We start from the raw sequence: 16,313 nt of genomic DNA, 5'->3' as shown, positions 1-16,313 counted from the left end.
AAATGACCGAAATGTCCGATACCGTCTAGTATTGGACATTTCGTATCGTTTAAGAGATTAGTAGCGGCGTACACATCTGGAGGTGAATTCACCTCCTATAATTTATATTATGTTAAATTATATATTTGAGCTCGGTAGCCTATCAGATGTACTTGTTTATTTAAGATATTTTGCTGTAATCAAACTCACCTTCGTTTATAAAATGTCGAAATATCCGTTTTTACATTTTGGACTATCATTGCTTGGTGTTCGACAACGGCCACAACATTGTAGGTCGGATAAGCGAAGCGCCATCCGACGTTAAATATTGTCGATAAAATGTTGGATGGCGCAGCTACGCTGCTTATCCAACCTACTTACTGGTTGCAAGTTGAATATACGAATCTCCTTTAGTTAAATTCGCATGCAATGTACACTCAGGTTTAAGTCGCTGCTTTAGCTATAACTAAAGCTAAAAACTACAGAGAATTATAATATTGGTGTGCGTTTCAAGTGAGTTTTATGAGAACAATATCGTTCATCGCAAATATACTTAAAGATTATTGGCAAGTAATAACTGCATTTGTTCTTATTGTATATTCATTTATTTCTTTGCTTATTGCTCAAACTGTTTTTGATTGCTTCAATGCAGATTTCACTTTGTATATAGACTTCGTTGATACCTATTGGTTAGCTCTAAAAATAATTGGCTTTTTCAAATTATCAGTACTAGTGCTGTGCTTGATAATGTTAGCGGTCCTTCTATGTGAAATGTATTTAAAAAGTGAATACTCTAGAAAGAAAAAGATTGGAGATATAGAAGCTACTATAGCCGCGCTGAAAAAACATCTAATCGAACCCCCACCATTAAACGGTATTTACTACAATCACGAATCTTATTCGCAAGGTCACATAGAAGCGGAGATAAGAAACGCAGAAATGAATAGTGAAATAGATAGACTGGAAAATGAAAAAACACTGTTGAACGACAATGAGAAAACAGACAAAAAGCTTAAAACTAAAATAAGGCTTGTTATGCTAGTTTCAATTATTGTGGTTTCATCTATAGTTTCTTGGTCAGTTGGCGGTATAACTAACTATAGTGATGCCTTTAAAATTTATGAGATAGAGCTAGTTACTAAAAACGGTGTTAGCGCACCTAAAATCATAGTAATAATTACGAGTAATGATAAAAATATTGTATATTACGAACGTGATGATGAAGATAAAAAATTAATTTTAACAAGTAGGAGATACGTCTTAAGCTATAAACAAATTTAGGCTTATGAAAGCCTAAAACGTTATGGTGTTCTTTAATTGCATCTTCCGTACCTTTACGTATCCAATACTGCACCTGCTTACGCGGTATATTCTGAATTGATTGCAACTCATCAACATTAACGCTCATTTCTTGCCGCTGGCACTTGTATTAAGGGAACCACACCATGTCTATTTAACCTGTACAAGCGCCCTACTTTCCCTATTTAAGAGTTCCGATTTACGTATCACCGATAACCGATCCCCCCTGCCCACCCACCATCTCTTCTATCACGCGTTTGGCATTGTCAGCACAGTCCATATCGTTGGGTTTGGCTTCTATTTGCGCAAGCACCCGCTTTAGTTGCTGCTTGCTTTGGGCAAGTTTGTGCTCCATCACTTCAATATCGGACATTTTTTGCTTAATGGCCATTATGAGTGAGTCGTGCTGCCAGTGATCGAGGCTTTTGGGCAGTAACAGGCGTATTTCATCTAGGCTGAACCCTGCTTTTTGGGCGTTGACGATTAAGTTCAGAACAATAACGGTATCATCAGGGTATGTGCGGTAGCCATTGGCTGAGCGACTAACGCGCTCTAACAGCCCTACCTCTTCGTAAAAACGAATCTTTGAGGTGGCAAGCCCCGTTTTTTTTGAAAGTTCACCAATTCTCATACCAATATCAAGCCCGAGACACTAAAACACTATGGTTTAACTCTAACGTAAAGGGCAACAAAAAGCATATGACCATTGACATTAAAGTTAACTTTAAACTTATGATGAGCGTGAACTTCATTTTTACAGGTAACTTTGTATGCAGACAATTTTGGGAGCAAACGGCCAAATTGGTCATGAACTGGCGCTATCTCTTAAACATCATTACAGCGATGAATTACGCTTGGTCAGCCGTAATCCAAAAAAGGTCAATCATTCGGACCAACTATTCGCTGCTAATTTGTTAGATACAAAACAAACACAGCAGGCTATTGCGGGTTCGAAAGTTGTTTATTTTACCACTGGCTTGCCAATTGATACCAAAATGTGGGTTGAGCAATGGCCTGTTATGATGCAAAACGTAATCAACGCCTGTGTTAAACATCATGCAAAATTGGTGTATTTCGACAACACCTATATGTACCCGCAAAATAATGAATTGCAAACAGAACACACCCCGTTCGCGCCATATGGTGAAAAAGGTAAAGTAAGAGGTCTAATCGCCCATCAGTTACTCGACGCCATAAAGCAAAACCAAGTTGAGGCTATGATCTGTAGAGCGCCTGAGTTTTATGGGCCGGGTAAAACCCAGAGCATTACCAACGTCACCATACTGGATAGATTACGCAACGGCCAAAACGCCAAAGTGTTTTTGAGTGATAAAACATTACGCACTTTGATTTATACACCCGATGCCAGTAAAGCGATGGCACTGCTTGGCAATACATCAGATGCCTATGGTCAAACTTGGCACTTACCATGTGATGATAACCGACTGACTTACCAGCAAATGATTGCCACTGCGATCGAAATTTTAGACCGCCCATGTAACTACCGTGTAATTAAAGGCTGGCAGTTAAAGCTGTTTGCGTTGGTTAATTCGCAAGTCAAAGAAACCCTAGAGTTACTGCCAAGGTATCAAGTCGACAACTTATTTGTATCTGATAAGTTTAAGCAACGTTTTCCTGAGTTTGCGGTAACCACATACCAAGCGGGCTTAACGCAAACGCTATTGACCAAAGATAGTCGGTGATCACACGGCCCAAAAAACGCTAATCAATAGTGCCGCTATCTGAGCTGTTGGTACTGGATGAACTTGTGTCTAAGTCGCTCGATGAGCTTGAGCTGCTACTTAGATGCTCCGTTACAAAGGACTCTATAACTTGGTTAAACGGGGCATCTGAGTCAAAATGTTGGGTGTTATCAACCATTACGTGGGCGCTACCTACGCCCTGCTTTTTGGTTCTGTCAGCCAAAATGTGGTGTAATTCAATTTCAGTGACTGGCTCGCCAAACTCATCAAATACATCGTCTACAATTTGATGCCAGTTTATCCATTCATTACTTTGCTTGTGGTAAACCTGAACTCGGTCTTCGTGAACACGACGAAAGCCAAACTCTGAGAGTGTATACTGCTTTTTTGGCTGCTTTTTAAAAAGTTTGAACATATGACTCACTCCTTTTACATACTGCTTGCTCAACAATTGGTATTCAGAGAATACCAATTGCATTGTAGTCCTTTTGCTTGAGTGTAAAGAAAACGCTATCTTTGCTCAAGGTCTGTGATAAATACCCTTGCCAGCTCATGGGCTACTTCACCAAAGTGCCAAAATACCTTGGTTCTTACGTTTGCGTTAACGGCAATAGAGAGTTTGTATTTGGGAATTACCATTAAAAAACTCTGTGCTCCGGCGGATACGCCACCATGGTGCATGTATTCGGTCGGTGTAAACCCTGGGCCTAAATCTAAGGGATGAATACGCCAGCCTAGGCCATATTTTTGCGGGTTAACTTGTCCATTGTTGAGCACTTGCGGTGTCCAAAATGTTTGTCTAACAGCAGGCGGTATAAACTCATCACTCATAAACCCCTGCCCGAGTTTTGCTAAATCTTTGGGCGTTGAAACCCAACCTCCACCCGCTAAGCGGTGGCTTAGGTCAACGTCATACCAAGGTTTTAGCTCTTCACGATGAAGCGGGTTTTGCCAATAAAAGGTCGCTAAGTTTTTCGTTTCGCTCTGAAGTGTTGGTGCAAACGTGGCGTTCATTTTTAGTGGCTCAAACACCATATCGAACATAATAGTCTGATACTTAATGCTTGTTTTCTTTTGCATAGCCGCGCTTAACAACACAGTACCTAGACTTGAATAGCTAAACGCGTCACCTGGCGCAAACAATACATCACTTTCATCAAATAGTGTGATGGCGTCTAACACATCGGGATAGTAAGTTTGCCCACCAATAGTAGCCAACAGCCCCAACAACTCAGTGTTTTCTTTATAATGAGGAATGCCAGCCATATGCGACATCAATTGGCGGCCTGTTATGTTTGCCCAACGAGGGTTGGGTAGCACATCAAAATAGTTGGCAAGCTTTTCGTCCAATTCAAACTGTTTATTGGCGACCAATCTTGCTAATCCCGTAGCGGTGAGCGCTTTAGAGGTACTGCCGATTCGAAATTGTGTATCGGTGTTCATGGGGCGGCGTTTCGCTATGTCGGCCCAGCCTACACTTCCCGACCAAATTAGTTGGCCATCTATAGCAACAGCGGCGCTGTACCCGGGCGCAGATATTTTAGCTTGTTGTTGTTTTAATGATTCCATGGCTTTGCTTGTAGCACCTTCAAAGCGCTTATCATGAACTTGGCTCAGCAAAGGCTGTTCACTTGGCCAAGTTACAAAGTTAAAGCCGACTAAAGGAAATTTGCCTCTATAGGCAAGCCCCTGATAAACAGGCGCTACGGCATATGCAACCGACAATACGATGACAAGTATTACTAATAACGCTTTTTTCATTATAAACTTCCTAATTAAAACAAAGCGTTATTAAGCCCTTATTTGCTCAAATTCTCTTATCGATTTAGAAAAAATGAGATCATTTTTAAAATTGATCACGATATTGTGTGGGAGTTAGCCCCATTTGCTGTTTAAAGGCACGGTTGAATGGCGCAATCGAACCGTATCCTGCCTCAAGGGCAAGTGTTAAAATGGGGGTTTTCTTGTTAGTGGGGTTGTTTAGCCTCTCACATACCCAAGGGATGCGATAACTGTTTAGGTAATGAGAAAAGTTACTAAATCCCAGAGCTTGATTGATCAGCTGCCTTAGTTGGTGCGCGGGTATACCAAGCTGCTCGGCAAGCTTTCCGATTGTGAGTTCAGGTTGTAAAAACGCACCCTGCTCCATCAAATTTCTAAGTGCCGTTATTTGTGGGTTGTCTAATTGTTCTGCGTGTTGTGTGGAAGCCTCAGTGGGGCTTATCTCATCAGCGGTCAATAACGTGCGCTTTGCTATAAACAAGGTTATAGCAAAGATAGCAACAGCATTTGTAAGACTAAACTGCCATGAGTTTCTTATCGCTGATGATGCAAATTCAAACACTACTAACACCGTCATATACAGCGCACATAACAGAATGAGTAACACTCGAGTGTTGCGTCTTTGGTTATCTAAATCGTCATAAAGTTTATAAGCGCTCAAATATACGCAGATTAACAATATAACGAGCGCAATACCGTGATTAATATCGTGCAGCAGGCCCGCGCCACCCTTAACCAAAAAGAAGTACGCTAATACCACGAGCCACAACACGGCTGGGTAAACTCCCCATTTTGGTGGTTGAGGAAGTTTAAATTGGCTGTTAAGCTGCGCCAGTGTCACCCATAAAATAGCATAAGGCGTTACATCGGTAAAAAATAGCAACACATTTCTTAGTCCGCCGTAATGGCCGTTTTCAATGGGGGCGGTGAGTAACACATAGCCGATGATACAGCTGCATAAGAGTATATGTGGCGTACTTGGCTTTGACGCCTTATTGATTAAAAATGCCATCAGTAAAATCAGCAATCCTACTGCGGCAAACCTGAAAAACAGGTCAATAACTTGCAAATCTGTCAGCACGATAGTCATATAGTCCCTACTTAAATTTACCGAATTCATGGCCGCTTATAGGTGTATCCTATCAAACAACTAAGCTGTTACTAGCGATATATTGAAGAAAGATCTCAATTGAATCAAATAATTGAATACATTATGAATTAGTGCTAGTTTTTTAGCCACATTTCAAAATGTATTGATATTGGTGAAGATGGATACGCAAATCGCTAAAGACAATTTAAAGACATTACTACTGCAGGAGTCGAGAAAATACCGTTTTGTTGCGCGTGCTCACACGTCATTGATGACCACCATGTACGTGATTAGCATTGCTTCGAGTCTTGCCGCTGCCGTTCTCGTCGCCTCTGATGCCCTACCCAAATTAGTACTAGCGGCCATAACAGCTTTGCCCGGTACAGCGATTTTATGTACCTCGGCTTTTCGTTTTAAAGAGCATTCTCAATGGCATTATAAAAAAGCGAGAAGACTTGAAAACTTGATTTATTCATTAGAGTTTGAAAACGAGTCCGTGGCGAGCATCAGCAAAAAAGCCAGAACAATGCATGATTCAATGGAGTTGTCTTGGCCTGGCTTTGGTAATATCAATGGCGAAGAATCCGCGCGCGAATCAATGTCTAGTGAATAATCCTTCAATACAAACGTAGACCCCCATTTGTGTAAGCTACACACGCTGCAAATAAAATTCTCTCGTACTTGCGAAGCTATTATTGTTCGCCTTTCAACTTAGCTTGTCGCACCATGTCACGGACATTTATCTTATTGTTAACTTTACAAATAAAATGTTGACCACATTTAAGAAACAAAATATTATCAAATACCCATTTAAGGTACATAAAGAAATGCCAAACTAATGATAAAAACAATATTATCTTCATGCGTTACGCTAGCTATAGGCGCAGCAATGAGTACGTCTGCCTACGCAAGTGTTTGTAGTTCAAAGCAAGTTGTTACAGACAAGTGCACAATATTTAAAAACGATGCTTCTTTAAATAGAAAAATCAATAAATTTATCGGCGACATGCACAGCAGTTGCAACAAACACGATAGAGCCTATAACACATTGGGCGCAGATAGAGGCGCAGCTGACAGACGTCTGCAACGTGACCTACGTAAAGACTGCTTAGACAATCCGTTTACTATGGGAGCCTGTTTACCCGTTGTTGAGTTAGCTATGGCGTTTGTTCGTAGTAGCGGTAAAGAGCTGTACTTGGCAAGACAAAATGAAATGCTTCAACATGTTAAAGGTGTGAATAGCAAAATGGCTGCCGACCAGTGCGTAACCACTCCTGAACATCAAGGTTATATCGATGATGCTTTATTAAGCCATATTAATAGTAAGTTTAAAGCAATTGTTAGTCGTCCTCCTACCGCTTATGAGCGATATGAAATGCTTAGCCGCTACGTACCAGGGCAAGGTATTCAAGGCAGTACGTTTAATAATTCATTGACCTCATACGCATATAACCGACGTGGCATTAACGCGCCTGTTATTACATCAATTAGTCGCTATGAGAGTGTATTTCCAGACGTAACCTATACATGGAACCCTAGTATTTTAAACAAAAACTATCTTCAATATGATTGGTCAACCACCCATACCTGGGGCAATCAGAACGCGCCAAAGTTAGAAATTAATTTTGGTAATCAGTTTGATATGAATGCCAACGTCAGTGGCTTTTTAAAAGTTAAGCGTTCACGCGATGAAAGAGATGTATTTTTCTTTAGTCATAGATTTACAGCGCGTGGTTCTTGTTCACCAAGCCCTGATCAGTTCTGCACGGTATTACAACCTGGACCCTAGTCAGTTACAGAGCATAAATAGCAATTGAGTTTCAAACATATAAAAGCCACAGTGTGGCTTTTATATTTACGTATAGGTAAACACCTTATCCCGCTCGAAAGAACGAGTCTAGCGCCCTTTTAAAACTTTTTTCTGACTCTTGTGTAAGCGCACAGAAGTTCCACGCTTTATCACCTAATCGAAACCTTACGTTGGCTTTGTATATTGTGTCTTTGTGAGCATTTAGAAATCTCCAATCAGCTTTACCTGTCATAGCACATGACTCTTTGGCGTACAGGTTAGTTTTGTTGGGCTGAACCAGACTAAAAATATAAACATCATCATATATGGACGTGAGTTTTACTTCATGTTGCTGTGTTTTAAATAAAACCTTTGATAGCAAAAAGGCACTCATTGCAATACCTACCATCATGGCCAGATAAGGCCATTTATGTTGTTCAAACATTTAACCCGTTCTCTTTCGCTTCAAAAAACTAAACTTTAATGATGATCAAAGTTAAAATAAATAGGTCAAAAGGATTGATTTTATAACTGAGGATTTAGTTTTTAGTTACAGCGCTGGTAATGTGCGATATTCACAACGCTAGACTATGATAACCGAAAATAAAAAACTCGCCCATATGAGCGAGTTTTTATTAAATCTGTCTGTTTGTGGCTAAAACTCTTTGACTACCTTAACATCGCCAGTTACAGCACCTGATGACACAAAGCCAATTGTATCTGGGTTTGACGATACACTTTGGATCACCTCGGCGTCATTAGCAGCCTCTTTTGGTGGCGTACCTTTTCCTGTGAATATCAGTTTTGACCAATAAGCCTTTAACTGGGCAGAAGATTTGTTCAGTACTTTGCTATTGAACTCTTCTGTCACAGGATTGCCTGCGTCTTGGCCAATAGGGATCACTTTATTGCCATTGCTAAAAGATTTTTCTTTACCGGTAAAAATTCGATTAATCGTCGAATCGTCAAATGCACTACTGTTACTTGGGTGCACAATAACCGCCACACCAGCATATGACTGAGCGCAAAGCAGCAAAAATGCCATATAAATTAAATTTTTCATCACTTAAGCTCCTTAAAATACTACATCAACGCCAAACGTAATCGCTTTGCTGTCACCGGCTACGGCGAAGTCAAACGAATCATCTTTAACGCGGTCATATTGCACTTTAAATGCAGCTGAAGGATGGAAGTTCCAGCGCACACCGACAGCGGTCGTATCATGCTTTTCAACATCGCCATCACCACTTTGCTCATAGTCTGAGTACATAATATATGGCGTTATCTCATCAAACCGATAACCAACGCTTATCATGTAAGTATCAAAGTCACTGTCTAGCTCTAAACGGTTGAGCTCGGATAATATGAAGAAATTGCCAAAGTCTGCGTTGACTGCTAGACCATAGAACTTGCCGTCTCGCTCGTCTTTTCCGTTCCACATTGATGGTTCACCATCAATAAAGCGCTTATTGGTGTAGCGCATGTGGGTTAAACGAATTTCTAGCCAGTCATGACTTAAGTTTACTACTCCACCGAGAATATCTTCCCAGATCTCTCGTGTTGGCGCGCGGAAAAAGAAGTCAGACAAGAGTTTATTTTCTGTGTCATCCTCTTTACCGGTGTAAATATTAGCGGACAGTCCCCAATCTCCTATCGAACCATTATAGAGTAAGTTCACCCCCTCGTAGTTGAAAATCTGCCATGTATAGTTATCAGCTGGTGGCCTCATCCATACATAGGCATAGCCAACATCATAAAAGTCAGAGTAATAAAACAGCGGTAAACGCTTCTTACCTGCTTGTAATGTCCAGCTGTCATTGAGTTCATAGGAGATGTAGGCCCATTCAAATTCGGCATCGAAATCATTCGCCCCCCGTGCTACGATTTGCCCTGTTACGCTGAGCCCGTCACCAAGATCCCCTGTTACCTGTAGACCTATAAGTGACTCTGGTGAAAAGGAAAAATCCTCTGTATAAGTACTTACAATTGGATAGTCAGCAAGAAATGAAGGTTCTATACCGTATTGGGGGGCACCCGTACCACTGAGCACTTTACCGCCATTCACGCTTGCAAACCCTGAAATATTTATCTCTGCATGAGCTGTCATTGAAGTGAGAGCAGCGATCAAGAGAGTTGTTTTAAGTTTCATAGATAGCTCCGCCTAATTTATAAGTTATTGGCAGGCTAAGTATAGTTAAACCTCCGAAAAAGAAAGTTTTATTGATAAAAATTGGAATATGGCTAAGCTTAGACTCAGGGGAAAGTGCCAATCAGCTAGCGCTATGCCGTTAAAGTGGCAAAAAGCAGGGATTAACACAACGAAAGGTTGTCACATTGTTATATTACAAGGTGTTATATGTCGAATTTATTGCATTTTAAGAATATGAGTATTTCAAAAAAAATCCATGCGATAACCATAGTTGCAGTAGCAGCATTTATTGTCTTGGTAATGATTAACTATAAATCTTTATTGGAGAACCAGCGTTCACTAGATGAATTAGAAAACCAAACCTATAAGCTCTTGATTTTGACGTCAGAAAACGTCACTGCGATGCAAAACCTCGACGAAACCTACACCCAATCAGTCACCTTTGGCGACGCTGAGTTGATAAGTAAAGCCGCAGGTACACAGAAAAAGCTTATTGAAAATTTAAGGCAAGTTCCTACGTTGAACTCTAATTTCCCAACCACTGATACCGTACGTGACCTACAAGAGTACGGTAAAATCGCAAAGCAAATTGCGACCAGCATGATTGATGGCACAGCCGACTTTGCTAAGTTACCGCAAATAGCCAAACAAAAAAGCGATTTGTTTGAAGGGCTCCTTGCTGATTTAAACGATGATAAAAAACGTGCTAACGAGCGTTTTTCAGAATTAATTAACAACACCAAATCTAACGCCGACGATGCTTTGACGATGATGTTTATCGTAGCTGTTATCTCGCTGGCCCTGGTTATCGTCTTAGCGGTCATGATCGCAAGAGGTATCAGCTCATCAGCTGGTGAAGCAGCAAGTAACCTACATTTACTGGCCGAAGGAAAAGGCTCATTGAGTTCACAATTGACTGTTTCATCCGCCGATGAAATTGGGCAAGTGTCTAAAAACTTCAATGCATTCATTAACCTGCTCAGAGGCACGGTAGAAGATGTTATCGCTGTGGTTGAACCATTGATGGAAAACTCTACCCGCTTAGTGCAAGGCATGGAATCAGCAGAGCGTGCAACTCAGCAACAATCCAGTGATGCCGAGGTAGTACGTAACTCAATGGAAGAAATGAAACAAAGTGTAGGAGATATTTCCCAATCAGCAGCGTCGGCTTTTCAGGCCGCGGAGCTTGCTGAGAACGCTGTCGACGAAAGTTTAAAGCAAATTAATGTATCGGTTGCCCAGTCTCAAGATTTAAGTGAAGAAATTAATAAGGCTGCCGTCACAATTAACAAACTTGCTGATGATACCCAAAATGTAACGCAGATCCTGAATGTAATTACGTCAATTGCAGAGCAAACCAACCTACTCGCTTTGAATGCGGCAATTGAGGCGGCTCGAGCTGGAGAGCAAGGCCGCGGCTTTGCGGTGGTAGCTGATGAAGTAAGAGAGCTGGCATCACGTACGGCAAAATCAACTAATGAGATCCGTGAGCTTATCAACATACTCACCGTTGCTGCATCAGACTCAGTTAACGCTATGAACACAGCTAGAGACATGGCGACCAACAACGCTCAAGCGGCAGAAGCAACAGGTAACTCTATTCAAGAAATTTCGGAGCAGATTTTAGCGATTAACGGTATGAACTCTCAAATCGCTACAGCCACAGAGCAGCAAACATCGGTAGCCGCTATGGTGGTAGATAACGTTTCGAATATGCACAGTTCTTTTGAAGAAACAATGAGAGCACTTGAACAGGTGCGTGATGTTGCACAGAATCTTCATAAATTATCAGATAATCTTCTGGATTCAACTTCAAAATTTAAACTGTAACTTGAATTATAGGCATTAAAAAAGGTAGCCACTGGCTACCTTTTTTTGTTTCACTTAATTATTAAAAATTAAAGTGCAACGATGTTCTCAGCTTGAGGACCTTTTTGGCCTTGAGCTAGAGTGAATTCTACGCGTTGGCCTTCAGCTAGAGTTTTGAAGCCGTCACCTTTGATTGCGCTGAAATGAGCGAATACGTCAGCGCCATTTTCTTGAGCGATAAAACCAAAACCTTTAGACTCGTTGAACCACTTAACGGTACCAGTAACTGTGTTAGACATAATATCTATCCTGTAAATAAAAAATTAAATTGCTGACTATCATCAAAGTCAGACGGAATAGCACAAAAAATAAATGATATTTAAAACTACAGGACGGAGGTACTAACGTTAACGCTTCGAAATGGAGTGTAAAAAGACTTACTTTTAAGCTGGGCTTCACTATATAGATATTATGAAGCAAGTCAACATAAATTTTTTGTTTAATATCTAAGCACTGTTATTTTTTAACCAATCAGACGAACCTATATGATTACAAATTCGCCTGACCAAAAAACCGTTTAGTGTAAAGCTGCTGTGAAAGGAATTTCCTGACAAATTTGCGCTTCTGCAATCAAGATCTCTTCTAAACGCTCATCAATTATCTGTTTATCGAAATATTCATAAGCGAGCTCTACAAAAAGGTTTTTATGCTTTTCTTCTGATTTTGCAATCGTGACATAAAAATCTTTCTCTTTGCCTTCAGGTAAAGCTTGCGCAACCAAAGAAAAACGTTCATGACCACGTGCTTCAATCACCGCCGCAACCAGTAATCTATCAATTAGAAACTCATCTCGGCCATTTCTAAAGACAGCGCGAATTTTTTTAACGTATGGGTCTTTTTGGTCATTGCCCAAAGTGACACCGCGTTCGGTCAAAAGCTTTAGTACCTGCTTGAAATGTATCATTTCTTCAATCGCCAAGTCGGCCATGGCTTTGACCAGCTTAATTCTATCTGGATAGTGGCTTAACATAGATACCGCCATTCCCGATGCTTTTTTCTCTGCCGCAGCATGATCTTGTAAAAAGGTGTCGAAATCTTCGAGTACTTTATGTGTCCATTCAAAAGGCGTGTGGTATTTAAGTTCAAACATTGCGAAATACTTATTGAGTTCACTGAAAAAATTGCGGGCATTCTATCTTATTGTGACGTTGGCGCAAAGCACCGATTGGACGCGTAGGATTAGTATAACGCCGTATCTTTATCTACTTTGCCGTTTCTAGTTGAAGATACTTTTAATGGGTGGCGTATGTCATTCCACGCTGTCACCTTTCCCGCTTTGTTGGTATAGGGCATCGTCGTATTACTATCTGTGCTCTGGGCACTTAGAAAGCATTTCAGCTTATCCATCGCGTGAGTATCTGCAACTTTGAGCAGCAAATAAGGTAATTGGTTTGACTCAAAAAATGTAATTGCTTGGTGTCTATGCTGTGTATAACAGTTTCTCAAAAAGGCGTCGTCGTTTATTGACTCCTCACTCAACCCTGAAAACGTGTTTAAAAAACAACGCTTGATCGTGTCATTAAAGCCGCCATCTGTTCGCAAAAGATTGCCAGCCATACGGTTCAGCAACTGGGATATCGACGGTAACCAACTGTTTATATCGCGCTCTAGATAGATAAAACGGCTATTTGGATATACACCGGCGAGGCGTTGATAGTCATTAAATATGGGGGTGTCAGCAATGACATCGGCGTCTTGAAAGGTTTTCTTAGTATACGCTGTGTGCGCGGTTTTAAAGCCAAGTTCTAAGCAGGCAATACACAAGCTTGTGGTTCCGGTTCTTGGTAAACCTACAACAAATACTTTACTCACCCCGCCTTTACACCTCAACTACATACAAAAACAGGATTATACGTGACTTGCTTTGAATACGGTAGGCGTCAGGAAAGACGCCTACGCTAGCGGATATTATTTAATTAGATAGACAGCGTAAACCTGCGCATTGATGGTGATGGCACCGGTGTTATATGCCTCTTTGTAGCTGCCCGATTCCGAGTCCATCATTCTCATTGATGAAGCCTGTCTCAGATACGGTACTGACGGACCATTCATTGGTGCAAATGACACTGAATAGAGCTTATCTAAATCAACATCAAACTCATCGGCTAACTCGCTGGCCGCCAGTTTTGCGTCTTTGATCGCTTCTTTTTTCAGTTTATCTGTAAGTTCATCACGATTACTCACGCTAAACTCGGTATTGTTGAACTGGGTAATACCGGCATTAACAAGCTCTTGTAAAAGCTCTGGGTAGCTTTCAATCTTTTCCAGAGTAAGAGTTAAGCTGCGAACAACTCTAAAGCCCTCAAACTCTTCTTCGTTGGTATTACGGTTATATCGTGTCTGGCGATGCACATTAAGCTGATCGGCATGAATATCATCTTTTTTGATACCGAAACGTTCTGATAGTTTAATCGCTTTTGCCATCACACTATCAACCTTGTTTTTGGCCGCAACTAACTGTTTATTGGTCTCACTGATTGCAACACGAATAGTTGCTCTGTCAGGCTGTACTTGCATTTTAGCAGAGCCTTCAACATATAAATGAGGCTGCTCAGGAAGTGCTGCTGCCAATGAGCTTGCACAGAAAAAGGTAGCAAGTAATGAGGAGATCATACGCATAACGGTGTTCCTTTTATAGATTATTGCGAGTATTGAAGCATATTGCCCTTAATCATCACTGAATGAGCGATTGTGCTAATGGTTAGTTTAACTATAAGAGCGCTTTTATCGAAAAAACACAAGCCTTGATACTTTTGAGTATCAAAAAAGCCAGCTTCTGCTGGCTTTTAAAGTTAAATACTACGGCGTTTATAGTTTCGATACTCTGGGAGCCAATAGTTTTTCTCAATAGCGGCCCAAATTGCATCGTCAGGCATTTCTAGTGCAACGCCCTCTTCCATCGCCTTTTTAGCAACGGCAAACGCGATACGTTTACTGAGTGCTTCAATTTCTATCAACGCAGGTAACAGGCTACCTTTGCCTGTGTTCGCCCATGGTGAAGACTCCGCGAGTGTTTCACTTGAAACCATCAGCATCGCATCAGTGATACGTGTGGCTTTTGCAGCAATCACACCTAAACCAATACCAGGGAAAATATAGCTGTTGTTACATTGCGGAATTGGATACGTTTTGCCATCGAACTGTACTGGCTCAAACGGGCTTCCCGTTGCAACAATGGCCTCACCATTAGTCCACTCAATCACATCTTTTGGATGTGCTTCAACTTGGCGAGATGGATTGCTCAGCGGAAAGATAATTGGACGCGCACAGCCGTTGTGCATAGCGCGGATAACTTGTTCGGTAAACAAACCAGGCTGACCTGATACACCAATTAAAATATCTGGCTTTGCACAGTGCATAACATCAAGTAATGATGCATAGTCTCCGCTGTAAGACCATTCACTTAACGCGTCTTTGCTTTGTACTAACGCAGCTTGGAAGTCACGTAAATCAGCCATGCCTTCGGTTAACAAGCCAAAACGGTCGACCATATACACCTGAGAGCGAGCTTGGGCATCAGAGATACCCTCTGCAACCATTTGACTAATAATTTGCTCGGCGATACCACACCCAGCGGATCCTGCCCCTACAAATACCACTTTTTGTTCACAGAGCTTTGCCCCCTTAACACGACAAGCGGCCAACAACGAACCTACAGTGACAGAAGCTGTGCCTTGAATATCATCATTAAAGCTACAAATTTCATCGCGGTAACGCTTTAGTAACGGCATGGCATTTGGCTGAGCAAAGTCTTCAAATTGTAACAACACATTAGGCCAGCGGCGTTTGACTGCATTGATAAATAGCTCAAGAAACTCGTCGTATTCTTCCTGAGCGATACGCTTATGACGCGCGCCCATATACATTGGGTCGGCTAATAGCTTCTCATTGTTCGTACCAACATCAAGCATTACAGGTAAAGTGTAAGCGGGGCTTATGCCACCACATGCCGTGTACAAAGAGAGCTTACCAATTGGAATCCCCATTCCGCCAATACCCTGATCTCCAAGGCCTAAGATACGCTCACCATCGGTTACAACGATAACTTTTACTTTGCCTTTTGTGGCATTACGTAAAATATCATCGATTTGATGGCGTTCTTCATATGAGATGAACAAGCCACGAGAGCTGCGGTAGATATCTGAAAACTTCTCACACGCATCACCCACAGTTGGCGTGTAAATGATAGGCATCATTTCTTCCAAGTGGTCACGCACTAAGCGGTAATACAGCGTTTCATTGTTATCCTGAATCGCTCGCAGATAAATGTGCTTGTTCAAGTTGTCACTAAAGCTTGAATATTGCTGATAGCAACGCTCTACCTGCTCTTCAATGGTCTCATAACGTGGCGGAAGTAAACCAGCGAGGTTAAAGCTCTCGCGTTCACGTTGGCTAAATGCACTGCCCTTGTTCAATAAAGGCGTTTCTAGAAGATTTGGACCAGAGTAAGGAATGTATAAATAATTTGGATCAGTTTGTTTAGTCATATTTACAAGTTTTGACACATTTATATAGGCTGAGAGTTCATTATTGCCTAAAGTGATTAAATTTCAACGAAATTCGCGCACATCAGACCAATGTAAAAGGCCCCGCAACACATCTATTCGAGCGTAAACAGGGCCGTACAGTATATCTTAATGTAAGGTTCAATCC

Annotated in this window: 17 protein-coding genes; 5 read left to right on the top strand and 12 right to left on the bottom strand. The window is 41.3% G+C overall.

All coding sequences use genetic code 11. The features are described from left to right. Window positions 1-501: 501 nt before the first annotated feature. Window positions 502-1,260, top strand: coding sequence for a hypothetical protein (locus tag L1070_RS00465; protein ID WP_237124044.1), 759 nt, complete (start codon window positions 502-504; stop codon window positions 1,258-1,260). A gap of 217 nt (window positions 1,261-1,477) precedes the next feature. Here L1070_RS00465 and L1070_RS00460 read toward each other — a convergent pair whose 3' ends face one another. Beyond that, entirely contained in the window at window positions 1,478-1,909 is a 432-nt protein-coding gene (locus L1070_RS00460) for a MerR family transcriptional regulator (protein WP_237124043.1), read from the bottom strand. Window positions 1,910-2,048: 139 nt separating this feature from the next. On the opposite strand from L1070_RS00460, the gene L1070_RS00455 reads away from it, so the two are divergent. Further along, complete coding sequence (locus L1070_RS00455; protein ID WP_237124042.1) at window positions 2,049-2,981, top strand: NAD-dependent epimerase/dehydratase family protein; 933 nt, start codon at window positions 2,049-2,051, stop codon at window positions 2,979-2,981. 19 nt (window positions 2,982-3,000) lie between these two features. Here the strand turns inward: L1070_RS00455 and L1070_RS00450 are convergent, their stop codons facing one another. The 3 genes from L1070_RS00450 to L1070_RS00440 all read right to left on the bottom strand — a co-directional run bounded on the left by L1070_RS00450 (window position 3,001) and on the right by L1070_RS00440 (window position 5,853). Next, window positions 3,001-3,396 carry a hypothetical protein gene (locus tag L1070_RS00450; RefSeq protein WP_237124041.1) on the bottom strand — a complete coding sequence of 132 codons (396 nt, stop codon included), beginning with the start codon at window positions 3,394-3,396 and terminating at the stop codon, window positions 3,001-3,003. Window positions 3,397-3,491: 95 nt separating this feature from the next. Further along, a complete protein-coding gene (locus L1070_RS00445) occupies window positions 3,492-4,742 on the bottom strand; it encodes a serine hydrolase domain-containing protein (protein ID WP_237124040.1) in 1,251 nt (416 codons plus the stop codon). Between the two features lie 85 nt (window positions 4,743-4,827). Further along, window positions 4,828-5,853: an AraC family transcriptional regulator gene (locus L1070_RS00440; RefSeq protein WP_237124039.1), complete on the bottom strand. Its 1,026-nt coding sequence runs from the start codon at window positions 5,851-5,853 to the stop codon at window positions 4,828-4,830. A 178-nt stretch (window positions 5,854-6,031) separates the two neighbouring features. Between L1070_RS00440 and L1070_RS00435 the strand changes: the two genes are divergently transcribed. Both L1070_RS00435 and L1070_RS00430 read left to right on the top strand, forming a co-directional pair. Further along, window positions 6,032-6,466, top strand: coding sequence for a hypothetical protein (locus L1070_RS00435; RefSeq protein WP_237124038.1), 435 nt, complete (start codon window positions 6,032-6,034; stop codon window positions 6,464-6,466). 276 nt (window positions 6,467-6,742) lie between these two features. Continuing rightward, on the top strand, window positions 6,743-7,642 hold the full coding sequence (locus L1070_RS00430) for a hypothetical protein (RefSeq protein ID WP_237124037.1): 900 nt from the start codon (window positions 6,743-6,745) through the stop codon (window positions 7,640-7,642). A gap of 85 nt (window positions 7,643-7,727) precedes the next feature. Here L1070_RS00430 and L1070_RS00425 read toward each other — a convergent pair whose 3' ends face one another. The 3 genes from L1070_RS00425 to L1070_RS00415 all read right to left on the bottom strand — a co-directional run bounded on the left by L1070_RS00425 (window position 7,728) and on the right by L1070_RS00415 (window position 9,791). Beyond that, window positions 7,728-8,087, bottom strand: coding sequence for a hypothetical protein (locus tag L1070_RS00425; protein WP_237124036.1), 360 nt, complete (start codon window positions 8,085-8,087; stop codon window positions 7,728-7,730). A gap of 210 nt (window positions 8,088-8,297) precedes the next feature. Continuing rightward, the gene (locus tag L1070_RS00420) at window positions 8,298-8,705 is read right to left on the bottom strand and encodes a phosphate ABC transporter substrate-binding protein (protein ID WP_070985463.1); all 408 of its coding nucleotides are present in this window, start codon (window positions 8,703-8,705) and stop codon (window positions 8,298-8,300) included. A gap of 12 nt (window positions 8,706-8,717) precedes the next feature. Beyond that, entirely contained in the window at window positions 8,718-9,791 is a 1,074-nt protein-coding gene (locus tag L1070_RS00415) for a porin (protein WP_237124035.1), read from the bottom strand. Between the two features lie 207 nt (window positions 9,792-9,998). Here L1070_RS00415 and L1070_RS00410 point away from each other — a divergent pair, with 207 nt between their 5' ends. Beyond that, window positions 9,999-11,621: a methyl-accepting chemotaxis protein gene (locus L1070_RS00410; RefSeq protein WP_070985465.1), complete on the top strand. Its 1,623-nt coding sequence runs from the start codon at window positions 9,999-10,001 to the stop codon at window positions 11,619-11,621. Window positions 11,622-11,689: 68 nt separating this feature from the next. Here the strand turns inward: L1070_RS00410 and L1070_RS00405 are convergent, their stop codons facing one another. The 5 genes from L1070_RS00405 to L1070_RS00385 form a co-directional block, all read right to left on the bottom strand. Beyond that, window positions 11,690-11,899, bottom strand: a complete 210-nt coding sequence (locus tag L1070_RS00405; protein WP_070985466.1) for a cold-shock protein — start codon at window positions 11,897-11,899, stop codon at window positions 11,690-11,692. A gap of 278 nt (window positions 11,900-12,177) precedes the next feature. Then, window positions 12,178-12,750 (bottom strand): tRNA-(ms[2]io[6]A)-hydroxylase, encoded by a 573-nt coding sequence (locus L1070_RS00400; RefSeq protein WP_070985467.1) that lies wholly within the window; start codon window positions 12,748-12,750, stop codon window positions 12,178-12,180. 89 nt (window positions 12,751-12,839) lie between these two features. Then, complete coding sequence (locus L1070_RS00395; RefSeq protein ID WP_237124034.1) at window positions 12,840-13,472, bottom strand: sulfotransferase; 633 nt, start codon at window positions 13,470-13,472, stop codon at window positions 12,840-12,842. A 96-nt stretch (window positions 13,473-13,568) separates the two neighbouring features. Continuing rightward, window positions 13,569-14,279 (bottom strand): SIMPL domain-containing protein, encoded by a 711-nt coding sequence (locus L1070_RS00390; protein WP_237124033.1) that lies wholly within the window; start codon window positions 14,277-14,279, stop codon window positions 13,569-13,571. 173 nt (window positions 14,280-14,452) lie between these two features. Then, the gene (locus L1070_RS00385) at window positions 14,453-16,147 is read right to left on the bottom strand and encodes an NAD-dependent malic enzyme (protein WP_070985613.1); all 1,695 of its coding nucleotides are present in this window, start codon (window positions 16,145-16,147) and stop codon (window positions 14,453-14,455) included. Window positions 16,148-16,313 lie beyond the last annotated feature (166 nt).

The organism is Pseudoalteromonas sp. MMG022, assembly GCF_021654245.1.
Taxonomy (GTDB): Bacteria; Pseudomonadota; Gammaproteobacteria; order Enterobacterales; family Alteromonadaceae; genus Pseudoalteromonas; species Pseudoalteromonas amylolytica.
The sequence above is the reverse complement of the archived record's forward strand: the minus strand, read 5'-3'. Positions and strand labels throughout refer to the sequence as shown.

Excerpts from the sequence above, each read along its gene's own strand:
- L1070_RS00465 (WP_237124044.1), top strand. The coding sequence starts at position 502 with ATGAGAACAATATCGTTCATCGCAAATATACTTAAAGATTATTGGCAA.
- L1070_RS00460 (WP_237124043.1), bottom strand. The coding sequence starts at position 1,909 with ATGAGAATTGGTGAACTTTCAAAAAAAACGGGGCTTGCCACCTCAAAG.
- L1070_RS00455 (WP_237124042.1), top strand. The coding sequence starts at position 2,049 with ATGCAGACAATTTTGGGAGCAAACGGCCAAATTGGTCATGAACTGGCG.
- L1070_RS00450 (WP_237124041.1), bottom strand. The coding sequence starts at position 3,396 with ATGTTCAAACTTTTTAAAAAGCAGCCAAAAAAGCAGTATACACTCTCA.
- L1070_RS00445 (WP_237124040.1), bottom strand. The coding sequence starts at position 4,742 with ATGAAAAAAGCGTTATTAGTAATACTTGTCATCGTATTGTCGGTTGCA.
- L1070_RS00440 (WP_237124039.1), bottom strand. The coding sequence starts at position 5,853 with ATGACTATCGTGCTGACAGATTTGCAAGTTATTGACCTGTTTTTCAGG.
- L1070_RS00435 (WP_237124038.1), top strand. The coding sequence starts at position 6,032 with ATGGATACGCAAATCGCTAAAGACAATTTAAAGACATTACTACTGCAG.
- L1070_RS00430 (WP_237124037.1), top strand. The coding sequence starts at position 6,743 with ATGAGTACGTCTGCCTACGCAAGTGTTTGTAGTTCAAAGCAAGTTGTT.
- L1070_RS00425 (WP_237124036.1), bottom strand. The coding sequence starts at position 8,087 with ATGTTTGAACAACATAAATGGCCTTATCTGGCCATGATGGTAGGTATT.
- L1070_RS00420 (WP_070985463.1), bottom strand. The coding sequence starts at position 8,705 with ATGAAAAATTTAATTTATATGGCATTTTTGCTGCTTTGCGCTCAGTCA.
- L1070_RS00415 (WP_237124035.1), bottom strand. The coding sequence starts at position 9,791 with ATGAAACTTAAAACAACTCTCTTGATCGCTGCTCTCACTTCAATGACA.
- L1070_RS00410 (WP_070985465.1), top strand. The coding sequence starts at position 9,999 with ATGTCGAATTTATTGCATTTTAAGAATATGAGTATTTCAAAAAAAATC.
- L1070_RS00405 (WP_070985466.1), bottom strand. The coding sequence starts at position 11,899 with ATGTCTAACACAGTTACTGGTACCGTTAAGTGGTTCAACGAGTCTAAA.
- L1070_RS00400 (WP_070985467.1), bottom strand. The coding sequence starts at position 12,750 with ATGTTTGAACTTAAATACCACACGCCTTTTGAATGGACACATAAAGTA.
- L1070_RS00390 (WP_237124033.1), bottom strand. The coding sequence starts at position 14,279 with ATGCGTATGATCTCCTCATTACTTGCTACCTTTTTCTGTGCAAGCTCA.
- L1070_RS00385 (WP_070985613.1), bottom strand. The coding sequence starts at position 16,147 with ATGACTAAACAAACTGATCCAAATTATTTATACATTCCTTACTCTGGT.